11 protein-coding genes and 1 pseudogene are annotated in these 16880 nt (G+C 75.0%); 5 read left to right on the forward strand and 7 right to left on the reverse strand.

What is annotated here, in order from left to right; translation table 11 throughout:
• Positions 1-11: 11 nt before the first annotated feature.
• From AB0424_RS13420 to AB0424_RS13430, 3 genes are read right to left on the reverse strand one after another with little or no spacing between them, the layout of a single operon-like run.
• Complete coding sequence (locus tag AB0424_RS13420) at positions 12-1346, reverse strand: glycosyltransferase family 87 protein (protein WP_366304834.1); 1335 nt, start codon at positions 1344-1346, stop codon at positions 12-14.
• 11 nt (positions 1347-1357) lie between these two features.
• Positions 1358-2173, reverse strand: a complete 816-nt coding sequence (locus AB0424_RS13425) for an ABC transporter ATP-binding protein (protein WP_366304836.1) — start codon at positions 2171-2173, stop codon at positions 1358-1360.
• Positions 2166-3074 (reverse strand): ABC transporter permease, encoded by a 909-nt coding sequence (locus AB0424_RS13430; RefSeq protein ID WP_366304837.1) that lies wholly within the window; start codon positions 3072-3074, stop codon positions 2166-2168. The genes AB0424_RS13425 and AB0424_RS13430 overlap by 8 nt, the downstream gene beginning before the upstream one ends.
• A 195-nt stretch (positions 3075-3269) precedes the next feature.
• On the opposite strand from AB0424_RS13430, the gene AB0424_RS13435 reads away from it, so the two are divergent.
• The gene (locus AB0424_RS13435) at positions 3270-3869 is read left to right on the forward strand and encodes a TetR/AcrR family transcriptional regulator (RefSeq protein WP_366304839.1); all 600 of its coding nucleotides are present in this window, start codon (positions 3270-3272) and stop codon (positions 3867-3869) included.
• Between the two features lie 8 nt (positions 3870-3877).
• Here the strand turns inward: AB0424_RS13435 and AB0424_RS13440 are convergent, their stop codons facing one another.
• The 4 genes from AB0424_RS13440 to AB0424_RS13455 form a co-directional block, all read right to left on the reverse strand.
• The gene (locus AB0424_RS13440; RefSeq protein ID WP_366304841.1) at positions 3878-4798 is read right to left on the reverse strand and encodes a carbohydrate ABC transporter permease; all 921 of its coding nucleotides are present in this window, start codon (positions 4796-4798) and stop codon (positions 3878-3880) included.
• Positions 4795-6123, reverse strand: coding sequence for a sugar ABC transporter permease (locus tag AB0424_RS13445; protein WP_366304843.1), 1329 nt, complete (start codon positions 6121-6123; stop codon positions 4795-4797). The genes AB0424_RS13440 and AB0424_RS13445 overlap by 4 nt, the downstream gene beginning before the upstream one ends.
• Positions 6124-6131: 8 nt before the next feature.
• Positions 6132-7448 carry an ABC transporter substrate-binding protein gene (locus AB0424_RS13450; protein ID WP_366304845.1) on the reverse strand — a complete coding sequence of 439 codons (1317 nt, stop codon included), beginning with the start codon at positions 7446-7448 and terminating at the stop codon, positions 6132-6134.
• A gap of 162 nt (positions 7449-7610) precedes the next feature.
• A complete protein-coding gene (locus AB0424_RS13455) occupies positions 7611-11456 on the reverse strand; it encodes an FHA domain-containing protein (protein WP_366304847.1) in 3846 nt (1281 codons plus the stop codon).
• Positions 11457-11938: 482 nt separating this feature from the next.
• Here AB0424_RS13455 and AB0424_RS13460 point away from each other — a divergent pair, with 482 nt between their 5' ends.
• The 4 genes and pseudogenes from AB0424_RS13460 to AB0424_RS13475 all read left to right on the forward strand — a co-directional run.
• Positions 11939-13690, forward strand: coding sequence for a serine/threonine-protein kinase (locus AB0424_RS13460; RefSeq protein ID WP_366304848.1), 1752 nt, complete (start codon positions 11939-11941; stop codon positions 13688-13690).
• 106 nt (positions 13691-13796) lie between these two features.
• Entirely contained in the window at positions 13797-15035 is a 1239-nt protein-coding gene (locus AB0424_RS13465) for a serine/threonine-protein kinase (protein ID WP_366304850.1), read from the forward strand.
• Positions 15036-15071: 36 nt separating this feature from the next.
• Positions 15072-16175 (forward strand): peptide chain release factor 2, encoded by a 1104-nt coding sequence (gene prfB / locus AB0424_RS13470; protein WP_366304852.1) that lies wholly within the window; start codon positions 15072-15074, stop codon positions 16173-16175.
• A gap of 389 nt (positions 16176-16564) precedes the next feature.
• Positions 16565-16880 (forward strand): annotated as a pseudogene (locus AB0424_RS13475) (hypothetical protein); the annotation flags it as partial.

A 16880-nucleotide genomic window follows, 5' to 3' on the forward strand; every position in this document is an offset into this window, starting at 1 on the left:
AGGACCTGCTCTCAGGCGGTCTGCTCGGGCGGTCCGGTGACCGTCGAGGTCCACAGGCGGCGGGCGGCGAGGAGGGCCGCGGCGAGTAGGAGGCCGTTGCGGAGGAGCATGACGGTCACGCCGGTGGGGGTGCCGGCGATGACGTCGGCGTACAGGACGGGGTAGGCGAGCGCGCTGAGCCCGGCCGCGGGGAGGAGGAGCAGCGCCACCGGGCGCATCACGGTCCGGCGGGAGGTCAGGCAGACGGCGGCGAGGCCGATCAGCCAGATCATGTACTGCGGGCTGATCACCCGGCTGGTGGCGGTGAAGAGCAGGACGGCCGTGAAGGCGGCGTCGAGCGGGGTGGCCGCGGTCCAGCGGTGGGCGCGGAGGCGCCAGAGCAGCAGCCAGCCGAGGGCGACGACGGTGAGCAGCAGGGCGAGGTGGCCGAGGCTGGAGACGTACGGGCCGACGTACTCGAAGGCTCCGTAGCGGAACTCCACCCGGCCGGGCCAGGCGCCGGAGGCATGGGCCACGGCGAGGGCCGTGCCGCCGAGCGACTCGATCTGGATGCCGCGGCTGCCCTGCTGGCGCAGGAAGCCCAGGGACTCGGAGAAGAAGAGCGCGAGGGTGGCGAGGAGGGCGAGCGCGGTGACGGCGGCGGCGGTCCACGCCTCGCGGGTGGTACGGCCCCGGGGGGTGCCGATCAGGGTGAGCACCGGCCAGACCTTGACCATGGCGCCGATGCCGGCGAGCGCCCCGCCGAGCTGGTGGGCCGCGGTCGAGCGGGCGCCGATCGCGAGGAGCGCGAGGACGGCGAGTGCGGTGGTCTGGACGTCGTACCGGGCGAGCGGCAGGTGGAGGAGGAGCGGGAGGCCGCAGACCCAGATCCAGGCGCCGTGGGTGAGGCGCGCGCTGTCCGCGCGGGCGAGGGCGAGGGTGACGACCGCGTCGGCGAGGAGGGTGAGGGCGACGAACGCCTGGAAGTACGTCAGCCAGGGCAGGATGCCCGGCGACATGATCACCAGCCCCGCGCCGGGAGGGTACTGCCAGGTGACGTCGCCGGGCGGGAAGGTGCCCTGGGTGAACTGGCCGTACCAGTGCTCGTAGAGGGCGACCTCGCGGCCCACTCCGCCGATGCCGAGGCTGTCGCGGAGGAGCAGCAGGAGCATGCCGGCCCGGGTGAGCAGCCAGACGGCGGCGAGGCCGAGGAAGGGGCCGCGGCCGACGGTGACGAAGGTGGCGGAGGTGAAGGTGTCCGAGTCGAAGGGGGACCCGGTCAGGGCGGGGGGTTCGCTGCCGGCCCGCGGCGGGACCGGCGGCTCGCCGTCGGCCCGGGGCGGCGACTGAGGGTGATCGTGCGTCATCCCACCGCACTTTAGCCCGCAATGTCCTCTTTGTTCGTCGTCTTGGCCTGCGGCTTGGCCGTGAACTCCTCGTACGCCGCCACCACCTCCTTCGCCGGCCCGTCCATCCGCAGCGTGCCCGCCTCCAGCCACAGCGCCCGCTCGCAGGTCTCCGTGATCGTCGAGTTCGAGTGGCTGACCAGGAAGACCGTGCCCGCCTCCGCCCGCAGCTCGTCGATCCGCCGCTGGCTGCGGCGGCGGAAGCGCGCGTCGCCGGTCGACAGGGCCTCGTCGATGAGGAGCACGTCGTGGCTCCGGGCGGCGGCGATCGAGAAGCGCAGCCGGGCGCCCATCCCGGAGGAGTACGTCCGCATGGGGCGGGAGATCGCGTCGTCCTTCTCGTTGATGCCGGAGAAGTCCACGATGTCGTCGTACCGCTCGCGCACCTCGGCGCGGCTCATGCCCATCGCGAGGCCGCCCAGGAGCACGTTCCGCTCGCCCGTCAGGTCGTTCATGAGGGCCGCGTTGACGCCGAGCAGGGACGGCCGGCCGTGGGTGTACACCTGGCCCTCGCTGACGGGCTGGAGGCCGGCGATGGCCTTGAGGAGGGTGGATTTGCCGGATCCGTTCGAACCGATCAGGCCGATCGCCTCGCCCCGGTACGCGACGAAGCTGACGCCCCGCACCGCGTGGACCCGGCGGCCGGTCCGATCCGCCCGGTCGCGGCTCAGGATCCGGCCGAGGGCCGCCGTGGCGCTGCCCCGCCCGCCGGGCCGGCCGCCGTGGACGGTGTAGGTGATGTGGACGCCGTCGGCGACGACGGTCGGGATCCTTCGTTCCTCAGCCACGGCCGTACGTCTCCTCTGCCTTCCAGAACCAGACGAAACCGCCGCCGAAGGCCAGCAGGGCCCAGCCGGCGGCCAGTGCCCACACGTGCGGCGGCAGCTGCGCCGAGGTGTAGCTCTCGATCAGGGCGAACCGCATGAGGTCGATGTAGACCGCCGCCGGGTTGCACCGGAGGGCCATCGTCACGGGGTCCGGGAAGCGGCCGCTGCCCGCCAGGCTCTGGATCGACCACATGACCCCCGACGCGTACATCCAGGTGCGGAGCACGAACGGCATCAGCTGGCTGATGTCCGGGGTGCGGGCCGCGATCCGGGCGAGGACGAGCGCCACGCCGGTGTTGAACAGGGCCTGGCAGGCGAGCGCGGGGACGGCGAGCAGCCAGCTCCAGGTGGGGAACTCGCCGAACGCGAAGAGGATCGCGACCAGTGCGGCGAGCGAGAGCAGCAGCTGCTGGAGCTGCTGGAGCGCGAGCGAGACCGGCAGGCTCGCGCGCGGGAAGTGCAGGGCGCGGACCAGGCCCAGGTTGCCGCTGATCGCCCGGGTGCCGGACATCACGGTGTCGGAGGTGAAGGTCCACACGAAGATGCCGGTGATCAGGAAGGGGACGTAGTCGGGGACGCCGTGCTTGGCGTTCATGAGCACGCCGAAGATCGCGTAGTACACCGCCGCGTTGAGGAGCGGTGTCATCACCTGCCACACCTGGCCCAGGCGCGCCTGGCTGTACTGGGCGGTCAGGCGGGCCGTCGCGAACGCGGCGATGAAGTCGCGCCGGGACCAGAGCTGGCGGACGTAGGCGGGGAGCGAGGGGCGGGCGCCGCTGACGGTGAGGCCGTGGCGGAGGGCGAGCGCGCGCAGATCCTCCTCGGGGGCCTGCTGCGGGGGTGGAGCGAGGGTCGTGGTCACGGGCGGGCGCTTTCGGCGAGGGGGCCCGGCGGGCTCCCGGTGGGCGTGCTCCGGAGGCGCTCCCGGGGGGCGTGCGGGAGCGTCGGCGACGACGGGACGGGTCCGTATCGTCGTTTCGATGAGGGGAGCGTAGATCGCCTTCACGTCGGAACGCAACCGTTTCGTCGTGACGTGGGCGCTGGTTAGGATGCCGTCATGACCGATCCGACCCCCCGCCGCGCCCCCGCCGGAGCCGCCGTACTCCGCGAGGACGTGACCGAGGCCATCCGCGCCGCCGTCTTCGAGGAGCTCGCGGCCGTCGGCTTCGCCCGGATGTCCATCGAGGGCATCGCGCGCCGCGCGGGCGTCGGGAAGACCGCCGTCTACCGGCGCTGGAAGTCCAAGCTCTCCCTCGTCCTCGACCTCGTCGGCGCCTTCGCCGCCCAGGGCCTGCCCGCGCCCGCCACCGGCTCCCTCCACGGCGACGTCCGCGCGCTCCTGGAGGTCGCCTCGCACGCCCTGCGCCACCCGGTCGCCTCACAGGTCATCCCCGAGCTGCTCGTCGAGGCCGCCCGGCACCCCGAGATCGCCGAGACCGTCACCTCCACGCTGCTCGACGGGCAGCGGGGCGTGGTGACCCGGATCGTCCACGAGGCCGTCGCCCGCGGCGAGCTCCCCGAGGGCACCGACCCCGCGCGCGCCCTCGACCTGATCGTCGGACCGCTCTACTGGCGGCTCGCCGTCGTCCGCACGCCCCCGCCGCCGGGATACGCGGACGACCTCGCGCGCGCCGCCGTGGCGGCCCTCCGCGCCTGAGCGCCGCCCTACTTCACCGCGCCCGCCATCACCCCGGACGCGAACTGGCGCTGGAACGCGAAGAAGACCGCCAGCGGCACCACCATCGACAGGAACGCGCCCGGCGCGAGCACGTCCACGTTGTTGCCGAACTGCCGTACCTGCTGCTGGAGCGCCACCGTGATCGGCGGCGACTGCGAGTCCGCGAAGATCAGCGCGATCAGCATGTCGTTCCACACCCACAGGAACTGGAAGATGCCCAGCGAGGCGATCGCCGGACCCCCGAGCGGCAGCACCACCCGCGCGAAGAGCCGTATCTCGCCGGCGCCGTCCAGCCGCGCCGCCTCCAGGAGCTCGCGCGGGATCTCCGCGAAGAAGTTCCGCAGCAGGAAGATCGCGAACGGCAGGCCGAACGCCGTGTGGAAGAGGACCACCCCGAGCGTCGTCTCGAACAGCCCGACCGCGCCGAACAGCTTCGACACCGGGACCAGCGCGACCTGCACCGGGACCACGAGCAGCGCCACCACGCCGAGGAACCACCAGTCGCGGCCGGGGAACTCCAGCCACGCGAACGCGTACCCGGCGAACGAGCCCAGGACGAGCACGAGCAGGGTCGCCGGCACGGTGATCAGGACGGTGGACAGCAGCGAGCCGGTGATCGTCCCGTTCGCCAGCAGGTGCGCGTAGTTCTCGGTGGTCAGCCGGGCCGGGGCGGTGAACACCTGCCACCAGCCGTCCGCCGCGATGTCGGCGGGCGAGCGGAGCGAGGAGACCAGCAGCCCGACCGTCGGCAGCAGCCAGAACAGCCCCGCCAGGACGAGGAAGACGCGGACCGCGCCGGATGCGGCCAGCGCCGCGACCCGCGAGACCGTCCGGCCGGCTGCCCCGGACGCGGTCCGTGCGGTGGGGGGCGCCGTGCGGGCGGCGGTCCGGGAGGCGGGCGAGGTCATCGGCGGGTCTCCCTTCGTATGCGGCGGATGTTGACCGCCATCACCGGCAGGACGAGGAGGAGCAGCACGACCGCGATCGCCGAGCCGACCCCGAGGTCCGCGTCCGTGCCGAAGGACGAGCGGTACAGCTGGAGCGCGAGCACGTTGGCGTCGTCCTGGGCAGAGCCCGGCGCAATGACGAAGACCAGGTCGAACACCTTGAGGACGTTGATCATCAGGGTGACGAGGACGACCGCGAGGACCGGGGCGAGCAGCGGCACCGTGATCCGGCGGAACACCTGCCACTCGTTCGCCCCGTCCACCCGCGCCGCCTCCAGGAGCTCACGCGGCACGGCCGCCAGCCCGGCCCCGATCAGCACCATCGCGAAGCCGGCCCACATCCACACGTACGCCCCGATGACGGCCGGGGTGACGAGCGAGGGACCCAGCCACTCCACGCCGGAGTACTGCTCGCGGAAGTTGCTCGCGGGCAGCCTCAGGACGGCTCCCTCCGCACGGTCGGCGGGCAGCGAGAAGGTGCCGTCGGCCGCCGCCGTGGCCGTGGCCACCACCTTCCCGTCCCGCACGGCCTCGATCCGCAGCCCCGCCAGACCCCGTTCGTCCCGGTCGACGACGTTCGGCCGCCCGCCGCCGCCCCGGGTGAAGTCCAGCCACGCCGTCCCGGCGACCGTGCCCGCGGGCGGCGGCGCGGGCTCGCGGGCCGGCCGCGCCTCCTCCGGCATCCGCCCCGGGGCCACCCCGATCAGCGGCAGCCGTACGGGCACCCCGGCCCGGACCGGCTCCTTGGTGACGAACGCGCCGCCGCCCGCCGGCTCCAGTGGGTGCACCGGCAGGGGCCGGGCCCGCGGGAAGCCCGACGCCTCGGCGAACGTGTCGTGCACGCCGACCCAGACCGCGTTCGCGACCCCGCGGTCCGGTTCCTGTTCGTAGACGAGCCGGAAGATGATCCCGGCGGCCAGCATCGAGATCGCCATCGGCATGAAGACGACCAGTTTGAACGCCGTGCCCCAGCGGACCCGTTCGGTGAGCACCGCGAAGACGAGGCCGAGCGCCGTGGCGACGGCGGGGGCGACGACCAGCCAGACCAGGTTGTTGCGGACGGCGGTGCGGAGCGAGTCGTCGGTGACCAGCGCGAGGTAGTTGTCGAGGCCGACGAACGAGGAGCCCGAGCGGTCGAAGAACGAGCGCTGGACGGAGTACCCGATCGGGTAGACGACCAGCGCGCCGAGCAGGATCAGTGCGGGGAGCAGGAACCCCGCCGCCACCTTCCTGTTCCGCGCGCCGGTCCGCGAACGCAGCCGGGGCCCGGGTGCCGCCTTCTCCATGCCGGGCCTCAGCTCTTCGCGGCGGCCCGGTACGCCTTCGCCGCGTCCGCCTCCAGGCGCGCCTGCGTCCCGGCGATGTCCTTCGGGTTCTTCAGGAAGTCCTGGAGCGCCTTCCACTCGCCCTTGCCGGGGGTGCCGCCGAACGACTGCGGCATCTGGTCCGACATGTCGAAGCGGAAGTCGTCACCGGCCCCGATGAGCGCCTTGGCGATCTCGCGCTGGACGTCGTTCGGGTAGGCGGCCGGGTCAAGGCCCTTGTTGGGGGAGAGGAAACCGCCCTCGGCCGCCCAGATCCTCGCCGCGTCGGGCGAGGCGAGGAAGGCGAGCAGCGCCTGCGCGCCCTTGGTGTCCTTGAGGGCCACGGCCGCGTCGCCCGCCGTCACCACCGGGGCGGTGCCGGAGCCGACCGCGGGGAACGGGAAGACCTTCGCGTCCGTCCCGATCCTCGCCTCGGTCTGGGCGATGTTGACGGCGGCGAAGTCGCCCTCGAAGACCATCGCGCCCTTGGGCTGGTCGCCGCCCGTGAACGTCTGCGTGACCGACGCCGGGTACTCCGTCTGCAGGGCGCCGCTCGTCCCGCCCGCGATCAGCGAGGGCTTGCCGAACAGCTCCGCGAGGGTGGTCAGGGCCGCGGTCACGGACGGGTCCGTCCACGGGATCGTGTGGCGCGCCAGCTGGTCGTACTTGGCCGGGCCCGCCTGCGAGAGGTAGACGTTCTCGAACCAGTCGGTGAGCGTCCAGCCGTCCGCGCCGCCGACCGAGACCGGGGTGACACCGGACGCCGAGACCGTCTCGGCGGTGGCGAGGAAGTCCTTCCAGGTCTTCGGCTCGGACGCGCCCGCGTTCTCCAGGACGGCGGCGTTGTACCAGACCAGCGACTTGTTCGCGGCCTTGAAGTACACCCCGTACTGGGTGCCGTCCACCGCCCCCAACTCCTGCCAGCCGCGCGAGTAGTTCGCGGCCAAGGCGGCCCGGGTCTCGGGGCCGGCCGGCTTGAGCCACTTCTGGGCCGCGGCCTGCCGGATCGCGCCCACCTGCGGAAGCAGCGCCACGTCCGGCGGCGCGCCGCCCGCGATCTTCGTACCGAGGAAGTTCACGATCGGGTCCTGGGCGGGCACGAACGTCACCGTCGCCCCGGTGCGCTTCTCGAACTCCTTCAGCACCTTGGAGAAGTTCTCCTGCTCGGGGCCCGTCCAGACGGCGGCGACCTCGATCTTCTCGCCCTTCAGCGGCAGTTCGCCGCCGGCCGTCGGCCCCGGGTCCTTCGTGGACTCGCCGCCGCACGCCGCCAGGGCGAGTGCGGTCAGCGCCGCGAGCGCCGTCATGGCCGCCGCGGTCGTGCGTGGACGAAGAGTTGTACGCATCGCTGCCCCGTCTCTCCCGTGCGCTTCGCTGTCCCGTGCCGACAGGTCTACGCCGGGCGACGGAGCCCCGCAATACCGCCTCCCGCGTCAAGCGGGCGATCGTTGCCGCCTCGTGACGTGTCGTCAGCCGTGGGTCGCGGGGGTCAGCGGAGCCACCGGTGTCGCCTCCACGGAGCGGGCCGCCCGGTCGAGCGCGCTCGCCAGGAGGGCCAGGTCCGTCGGGCCGTTGCCCAGCTCACGGACCGGGCGGCGGGTGGGCGGGTCGCCCATCCGCTCCCACTCCAGCGGGACGACCGTCGGGCGCAGCGTCGCCGTCCGGGGGATGCGGCCCGTGACGCGCCCCGCCTGGAACGGGGTCACGCGGCCGTCCGGATGCCCGAGGCGGCCCCGCCCGGCCGCCGGCACGTCCGGGCCCGCCGTCGGCGGTGGCGTGTCGAGGACGATCCGCAGCCGCGCCCCGTGGGCCAGTTCCGTGTCGGCGGTGCGGTCCGGGCGCGCCGAGGTCGCGACGAGGTGCACCCCGAGGCGCTCGCCGTGCCGCGCGACGGCCTCCAGGGCCCGCACGACCGAGCCCGCCGCCGGGCGGCCGGGCGAGCCGAGCGCCGGGGCGACCAGCGCGTCGTAGTCGTCCACGAGCACCACCAGCCGCGGCAGCTGTCCGGCACCCGCCACGCGCGCCGGGGCCTGCTCGCCCGAGGCGGGCCGCGGAATCCGCCCGCCCGCGTCCTCGGCCGCCGGATGGGGGAAGCGGCCACCGGCACGCCCCGTCGGGTCCTCGGCGGCCGGATGGGGGACGCGCCCGCTGCTCCGGCCGGTGAGGTCGTCGGCGCCGGTGCGCGGGACGCGGCCGCTCGGGTGGTCGGCGAGGTCGCCGTCGCCCGTGCGGAGGGTCCGGCCGCTCGGGCGGTCGTCGAGCGTCCCGCCCTCCCGCCGGGGCAGCCGCCCGCTGGGCGTGTCCGACAGGAAGGCGTCCCCGCCCGCGCGGCCGCGTCCGCCCGTCCGCTCCTCGAACGACCCGTCGCCGCCACGGGCCGCGGGCTCGCCCGTCCCCGGGTACGGGGTCCTGGCACTGCTCCGGCCGGTGACGTCGTCGGCGCCGGTGCGCGGGACGCGGCCGCTCGGGTGGTCGGCGAGGTCGCCGTCGCCCGTGCGGAGGGTCCGGCCGCTGGGACGGCCGACGAGATCGCCCGTCCCCGGGTACGGGGTCCTGGCACTGCTCCGGCCTGTGACGTCGTCCGCGCCGGGGTACGGGACGCGGCCCCCGGGGTGCTCGGCCCGGCCGGCGTCCTGCGCACGGCCGCTGCGGCCGCTGGGCAGGGAGCCGATCGAACCGTCGCCGGTCCGGAGGGTGCGGCCGCTCGGGCGCTCCGTGAGGTCGCCGGTGTCGGGGACGCGGACGGTCGCGCGGGCGGACCGGGGCAGCGACTCGGCGGGGCTGGGGGAGCGCTGCCCGATCAGCCGGTCGCCGGGGGCCGCGGCGCGGCCGCCTCGGCGGTCGGCGAACGAACCGTCGCCCAGGATCTCCGCCCGGCGCTTCAGCTCGGCGCCGAGGGCCTGCGCGAACTCCCGCATGCGGACCGGGTCCGAGGCGACCAGGTGCTCGGTGACGTGCGGCAGCTCCGTACAGGCCGCGAGACCCTCGCCGCGCTCGCCGCCGGCGCCGTCCACCAGGAGCAGGCCGAGCCGGTCGGGTCGGCCGCCGGCCGCGAGGGAGGCGGCGATCGAGCGGAGCAGCTCGGTGCGCCCGCTGCCCGCGGGGCCCTCGATCAGCAGGTGAGGGCCCTCCTGGGTGAGGTCCACCGCCAGCGGGCCGCGCGGCCCGGCGCCCAGCACGGCCGTCCCGTCGCCGGCCGAGGCCCAGCGGGCCATCAGCGAGGCGGGGGTGGCCCGGGCGAGTCCGAGTTCGTCCAGGAGGCGGGCCGAGGGGGGCAGCGCGGCGGCCCGGCCGTACGGCGCGGCCGCCGTCTCCGTCCGCAGCGGGGCGAGGGCGCGCCCGAACCGCTCGGCCCAGGCGACGGACACCGCGTCGACCACGCCGACCGTGCCGTGGCCCGCGACCCGCCCGCCGGCCGTGCGCAGCAGCCGCAGAGCCGTCGCCACGTCCCCGCTGAGCAGGGCGGCGGCCCCGCACTCGCGGAAGGCGAGGGAGGCGGCGCACGCGGCCTCGTAGGTGGCGGCCACTGGCGACTCCGGGGTGGCCGAGGGCGCCTCGGCGAGACACAGGAGGTGGATGCCGGCCGCCGGGCCGACGCCCGCGAGTCGCGCGACCGTCTCGCGCAGCGCCGCCGAACCGGGGTCGCCGTCCACGATCACGACCGTCGTCGGCCCGTCGTGACGGGCCGCGGCCTCGGCGACCGACGCGCGGTCGGCGCTGGGCCAGCCGGGGCCGAGCGGGCCGTCGTCCAGGCGCCGGGTCAGCTCCGCCGTACGGGCCTGGGCCTGCTCGCGGTCGTACGCGAGGAGCAGCCGGCAGTCCTGGCCGTGGGCCGGCCGGACGTGCGGGAGCCAGCCGAGCCAGCCCCAGGCACGGCGCCGCTCCTCCAGGGAGCGGTTCCGGTCGGCGCTGATCAGCACGATCTCCAGGTCGGAGGGGGAGTGCAGGGCGGCGAGCTGGGCCACGACCGAACGGGCCAGTCCCGCGAGCCGGGCGGCGGGGCCCGCCAGGCCGAGCGAACCGGCCTCGCGCAGCCCGACGGTGACCGGGACGCCGGACAGCTCGGCGCGGTCGGTCGTGCCGAGCCGGACCACCAGCGCCTCGGGGTGGCCGGCCGGCCGCTCCCAGAGCCGGGGGCCGGGGCCGAGGGCGGTGAGCAGCACGGTGGCCGGGTCGGGCCAGGTGTCGGCCCGGGGCAGGGTGCCGGCCGTGCCCACGTGCGCGCGGGCGCCGGCGTGGGTGTCGGGGACGGGGCCGGTGCCGGCGGGGGACTGCAGCTCCTCGCGGCCGCCCGTCAGGCGCCGGGCCCAGGCGCCGAGCCCCCGCTTGCCGCCGCCCGCCCGGCCGGAGGCGGCCGGAGCCGCCTCCTCGCCGGGGGCATGCCGGGTCCTGCTGTGCGCCTCGCCGCCGTCTCCGGGCCCGTCGGCGGGCTCCCCCGCGCGCGCGTGGCCGGGAGAGCGGTCGTCGGAGCCGTACGGAGCGGGGTGCCGGTCGTCCGAGCCGTACGTCCCGCCGGCCGCGTCGCCCAGGGCGGCGCCGCGCGCCCCGCCGTGCGTCGCGTCGCCGGTGGTGGCGTCCGCGGGGAGTCCGGGAGCCGCGCCGGCCGGGTGTCCGGCGCGCCCGCCGCGGTCCGGCCCGTCGGAGGCGCCGAGGCCGTCCGCGCCGGAGGCGATCCGCAGGTGGCCCTCGCCGTCCGGGGCCGTCGCCACCGCGTCCGCGCCGCCGGGAGCGCCGGGTCCGGTCAGGCGGAGCGCCGACTCGCCGAGCCGCAGCAGGGCGCCGGGGCGGAGCCGGACGGGGCGGTCGCCGACGGGCTCGCCGTCGAGGGTCGTGCCGTTGGTCGAGCCGAGGTCGGCGACGGTGACCCGGCCGTTGTCCCCGACCGTCACGGTGCAGTGCGCGCGGGAGACGTCCGGGTCGTCGAGCGGCACGTCCGCGTCGACGGAACGGCCGATTCTGATCGCTCCGCCGTGCAGGAGGTGGACCCCGCCGGCGTCCGGGCCCGCGACCACGTGCAGCCGGGCCGACGCGGCCTCGCCCACCCGGTCGTCCGGGCCGGGGAGCTGGAGGGCGAGGACGGCGCCGTCGACGAGCGGCGGCTCGCCGAGGACGCAGCGGCGGGTGTCGAGCCGCTCCGCGCCCGCGTAGAGCACGGTCGTGCCCGAGGCCGAGGTGTCGGGCCCGGTGACGGCGGCGGCCAGGTTCGAGGCGACGGCGGCCAGCGCCGTGCCCGCGGGGGCCGTGACGAGCACGTCGCAGGCGCGCCCGGCGCCGTGGCCGGCGTACGGCGCGAGGACGGTCAGCCGGATCTGCATCGCCGTCAGCGGTCCCTTCTGCGCGAGGTGCCGGCAGGGGGTCCGCCCGGTGAATCCCCCCACCCGGCACGGACACGTCGTCCGGTACAGGTCGGCACGGCGCGGGGGCTCCCGACCCCACCGATGCGACGTGCTGGAGGCATCCTCGCACCTGCCGCCGACAACACGCCCGCGGGTCGGCCACAAGTGATCTTGAATGGTCGGCCGTGGACGCGAAAACGCCCGCTTGGGCATCCCTTCGGGGCATGCGCGGCAACCGTCCCACCCGCTGGAGCGTCTTCTTCCGGACAAGTTCCGTTCCCGCCGGGCCACCGGCGGGGGTTCGAACACCGCGTCGGAACCCGCCTGTGGACGACCGGCCTGTGACCCGTTCGGCGGCACTAAAGTGGGTCGGACACCCGGACGGGTCACAACAGAGGACAGGAACCCCGGGGACATCACCAGGACCACCCCAGGACCACGATCAGCAGGGAGCGCGTGACGTGCGGCCTATCGGCAGCAAGTACCTGCTCGAGGAGCCGCTCGGCCGCGGCGCCACGGGCACCGTCTGGCGAGCCCGCCAGCGGGAGACGGCGGGCGCCGAGGCGGCCGTCGCGGGCCAGCCCGGCGAGACCGTGGCCATCAAGGTCCTCAAGGAGGAGCTGGCCAACGACGCGGACATCGTGATGCGCTTCCTGCGCGAGCGGTCCGTCCTGCTCCGGCTCACCCACCCGAACATCGTGCGCACCCGCGACCTGGTCGTCGAGGGCGACGTCCTCGCCCTGGTCATGGACCTCGTCGAGGGGCCGGACCTGCACCGGTACATCCGGGAGAGCGGCCCGCTCACCCCGGTCGCCGCGGCCCTCCTGACGGCCCAGATCGCCGACGCGCTCGCCGCCAGCCACGCGGACGGCGTCGTCCACCGCGACCTGAAGCCGGCCAACGTCCTGCTCGCCGAGCAGGGCGGCCAGATGCACCCGATGCTCACGGACTTCGGCATCGCGCGCCTCGCGGACTCCCCGGGCCTGACCCGCACCCACGAGTTCGTCGGCACGCCCGCGTACGTGGCGCCCGAGTCGGCCGAGGGCCGTCCGCAGACCTCCGCCGTCGACATCTACGGCGCGGGCATCCTGCTCTACGAGCTCGTCACCGGCCGGCCCCCGTTCGCGGGCGGCACCGCCCTCGAGGTCCTCCACCGGCACCTCAGCGAGGAGCCGCGCCGCCCCTCGACCGTGCCCGGGCCCCTGTGGACGGTGATAGAGCGCTGTCTCAGCAAGGACCCGGAGCGGCGCCCGAGCGCCGTGAACCTCGCCCGCGGCCTGCGCGCGGTCGCGGCCGGCATCGGCGTGCACGCCACGCCCGCCCAGATCGAGACGGCGGAGGGCGTCGGCGCCCTCCTCGCCCCGGACCCGGCGCCCGCCCCGGTCCCGGAGATCCCGGGCGCCCACGCGCCGGGCGCCGCGGACCCGACCCAGGTGCTGCCCACCGGCGCCGGCGCCCCGCAGTACGACCCCGCCGGGGCGACCAGCGTCCTGCCCACCGGCGGCGCCGCCGACCCGACGGCCGTCATGCCGCCCGTGCCGCCGCAGCCGCCGCAGGGCGCGCCGTCCGAGGAGCCGCACCCCTGGCAGAGCCAGCTGCGCGCGGCCCGCGACCGCAACGAGCAGACCCAGGTGCAGTACCTGGACCCGAGCCAGGACCCGCTGCGGCGGCGCCCGCAGCGCCAGCCCCAGCAGCCGCAGGACCGGCAGCCCGGCGCCTACGGCCAGCAGCCCCCTCAGGACCGGCAGCCCGGCGCCTACGGCCAGCAGCCCCCGCAGTCGTACGGCCGGCAGCAGCAGCCGCAGCGGCCCGCGCCGCAGCCGCCCGCGCCCCAGCCGTACCGGCAGCAGCCCCCGCAGCAGCAGTACGCGCCCCCGCCGCAGCAGTACGCACCGCCCCAGCAGCAGTACCAGCCGCCGCAGCCGCCGCCCCAGGCCCCGGCGCAGCGCGAGCCGCGCCCGCCGCGTCAGCGCAGCGCCAACCCGGTGCGGATCCCCGGCCTCGGCTGCCTCAAGGGCTGTCTGATCATGATCGTCCTCTTCTTCGTGGCCGGCTGGCTCGTCTGGGAGCTCACCCCGCTCCAGGACTGGGTCGCGCAGGGCAAGGGGTACTGGGAGGCGATCGGCGACGGCATCTCCTCGGTCACCGACTGGGTCTCCAGCCTGGGCGACAGCGGGACCGGCGGGGGTACTACCGGCGGTACGGGACAGTAATACTGCCGATTTATCGACTTCCGAGGGGTGATTTCCCCTCGGAAGTGACGACCGGCGGCCGCGGACGCGTAGCTTTGGCGTAACCGCAGCCGCTGAGGGAGCAGTCTTGGCACGGAACATCGGCAGCCGCTACACCGCCCACCAGATCCTCGGGCGGGGCAGCGCCGGAACGGTGTGGCTCGGCGAGGGGCCCGAAGGGCCCGTCGCCGTCAAACTGCTGCGCGAGGACCTGGCCTCCGACCAGGAGCTCGTCGGCCGCTTCGTCCGTGAGCGCACCGCGCTCCTCGGCCTCGACCACCCCCGCGTGGTCAAGGTCCGCGACCTCGTCGTCGACGGCAACGACCTCGCCCTCGTCATGGACCTGGTGCGCGGCACCGACCTGCGCACCCGCCTCGACCGCGAGCGGCGCCTCGCCCCCGAGGCGGCCGTCGCGATCACCATCGACGTCGCCGAGGCCCTCGCCGCCGCGCACGCCGCCGGCGTCGTCCACCGGGACGTCAAGCCGGAGAACATCCTCCTGGACATGGAGGGCCCCCTCGGGCCCGGCGGCGCCCACCCCGCCCTCCTCACCGACTTCGGCGTCGCCAAGCTGATCGACACCCCCGGCCGCACCAAGGCGACCCGGATCATCGGCACCCCCGACTACCTCGCCCCCGAGATCGTCGAGGGCCTCCCGCCCCGCGCCGCCGTCGACATCTACGCCCTCGCGACCGTCCTGTACGAGCTGCTCGCCGGCTTCACCCCGTTCGGCGGCGGCCACCCGGGCGCCGTGCTGCGCCGCCACGTCACCGAGACCGTCGTCCCGCTGCCCGGCATCCCCGAGGAGCTGTGGCAGCTGATCGTGCAGTGCCTCGCGAAGGCCCCGGCCTCCCGGCTGCGCGCCTCCGAGCTCGCCACCCGGCTCAAGGACGTCCTGCCGCTGCTCAAGGGCATCCCGCCGCTCGACGTCGACGAGCCGGACGCGGAGCCGGCGCCGGAGCAGTACGAGGAGGACGCCTACCCCACCGCCGCCGGCTCCGGCGAACCCGGGCCGCGCCGGGCCGCCGTCCCGCTCGTCCCCGGCGCCTCCGCCGACTCCAACCGCGACACCCACACCTCGATGCGGGTCCCGGCCCCCGACGAGCTCTCCGGCGGCCCCCTCGGCACCGCCCGCGCCCCGCGCTCGGCGGGCGCCCGCCGCCCCGGCTCCGCCCGGCACAAGGCGGGCGCGGTCCGCAAGAGACGCATCACGCTGGCCGTCGCGGCGGTCGTGGTCGCGGGCGCGCTCGGGGCGGGCGGCTACCTCGCCGCGACCGGCGACGGGGAGGCTGCGCCGCAGGACTCCCGGCCGTCCTCCCAGCCGTAGGTTCGGCTCCAGGCCCGGAGCCGTTACGCTGGACGCGTGGCAGTCGTCGATGTATCCGAAGAGCTGAAGTCCCTCTCCTCGACCATGGGGTCGATCGAGGCCGTCCTGGACCTCGAGAAGCTGAGGGCCGACATCGCCGTGCTCGAAGAGCAGGCCGCGGCCCCGTCCCTGTGGGACGACCCGGAGGCGGCGCAGAAGATCACGAGCAAGCTTTCGCACCTCCAGGCCGAGGTCCGCAAGGCCGAGACCCTGCGCGGGCGCATCGACGACCTCGCGGTGCTCTTCGAGCTCGCGGAGGAGATGGACGACCCGGACACCCTCGCCGAGGCCGAGACGGAGCTCACCTCCGTCCGCAAGGCCCTCGACGAGATGGAGGTCCGCACCCTCCTCTCCGGCGAGTACGACGAGCGCGAGGCCCTGGTCAACATCCGGGCCGAGGCCGGCGGCGTCGACGCCTCCGACTTCGCCGAGCGCCTCCAGCGCATGTACCTGCGCTGGGCCGAGCGCCACGGCTACGCGACGGAGATCTACGAGACCTCGTACGCGGAAGAGGCCGGCATCAAGTCGACCACCTTCGTGGTCAAGGCGCCGTACGCCTACGGCACCCTCTCCGTCGAGCAGGGCACCCACCGGCTGGTCCGCATCTCGCCCTTCGACAACCAGGGCCGTCGCCAGACCTCCTTCGCGGGCGTCGAGATCCTTCCCGTCGTCGAGTCCTCGGACCACGTCGAGATCGACGAGTCCGAGCTGCGCGTGGACGTCTACCGCGCCTCCGGCCCCGGCGGCCAGGGCGTCAACACGACCGACTCGGCCGTGCGCATCACGCACCTCCCGACCGGCATCGTCGTCTCCTGCCAGAACGAGCGCTCCCAGATCCAGAACAAGGCGAGCGCCATGAACGTCCTCCAGGCGAAGCTGCTGGAGCGCCAGCGCCAGGAGGAGCGGGCCAGGATGGACGCCCTCAAGGACAGCGGCAGCTCCTGGGGCAACCAGATGCGCTCCTACGTCCTCCACCCGTACCAGATGGTCAAGGACCTCCGTACGGAGTTCGAGGTCGGCAACCCGCAGGCCGTCCTGGACGGCGAGATCGACGGCTTCCTGGAGGCCGGCATCCGCTGGCGCAAGCAGCAGGACAAGTAACCCACGCTCCGCGCGTCCGGGCCCCGCACCGCTTCGGTGCGGGGCCCGGCGCCGTTCCGCACCCGTGCGCGCGCCCCGCGCGTTCGCTGACGCAAGCGGAAGCGGGGTCGTCGGGGCGCTTTGTCGACAAGGGAACTGCCGTCGCAGACCCCGTAGTTCAGGGTTTACGTCACAGTTGCATCATCGCATGTCGGTCACCTGGTGATCTTTCGGGCATCGCACGCGCAACGACCTTGACGCCCCATCGGAAACTCGGAAGGGTGACGTACTGGCATGCGCTTTTCTGGGACGCGTGCGAACGGGGGCCGGTCCAGTCGTGACGGAGCCCCTGCTGCGCGGGCCCCGAGCGCTGCCCCATGACGAGATGAGCTACTGGGGGTAGCAGCCAGATGACGAACAAGACGCGGATCCGCCTGGTGCGGGTCGCGGCCGGCGCCGTGATCATCGCCGGTGCGTCCCTGACGGCGGCCGGTGCCGCGCAGGCCGTGGGCAGCCTCGGCTCCGAGACGACCCAGGTGGACGTGGGCCTGGGCATCCAGACCGGCGAAGAGGACACCAACGGCATCATCGGGGGTGGAATCTCCGGCGGCACCACGACCGACGGTGGCGCGACCACGGACGGTGGCACGACCACCGACGGTGGCACCACGACCGACGGTGGCACGACCACCGACGGCGGTACGACCACGGACGGTGGCACGACCA

It is taken from the genome of Streptomyces sp. NPDC051180 (assembly GCF_040689545.1).
Classification (GTDB): domain Bacteria; phylum Actinomycetota; class Actinomycetes; order Streptomycetales; family Streptomycetaceae; genus Streptomyces.

Excerpts from the sequence above, each read along its gene's own strand:
- AB0424_RS13420 (WP_366304834.1), bottom strand. The coding sequence starts at position 1,346 with ATGACGCACGATCACCCTCAGTCGCCGCCCCGGGCCGACGGCGAGCCG.
- AB0424_RS13435 (WP_366304839.1), top strand. The coding sequence starts at position 3,270 with ATGACCGATCCGACCCCCCGCCGCGCCCCCGCCGGAGCCGCCGTACTC.
- AB0424_RS13440 (WP_366304841.1), bottom strand. The coding sequence starts at position 4,798 with ATGACCTCGCCCGCCTCCCGGACCGCCGCCCGCACGGCGCCCCCCACC.
- AB0424_RS13445 (WP_366304843.1), bottom strand. The coding sequence starts at position 6,123 with ATGGAGAAGGCGGCACCCGGGCCCCGGCTGCGTTCGCGGACCGGCGCG.
- AB0424_RS13450 (WP_366304845.1), bottom strand. The coding sequence starts at position 7,448 with ATGACGGCGCTCGCGGCGCTGACCGCACTCGCCCTGGCGGCGTGCGGC.
- AB0424_RS13455 (WP_366304847.1), bottom strand. The coding sequence starts at position 11,456 with ATGCAGATCCGGCTGACCGTCCTCGCGCCGTACGCCGGCCACGGCGCC.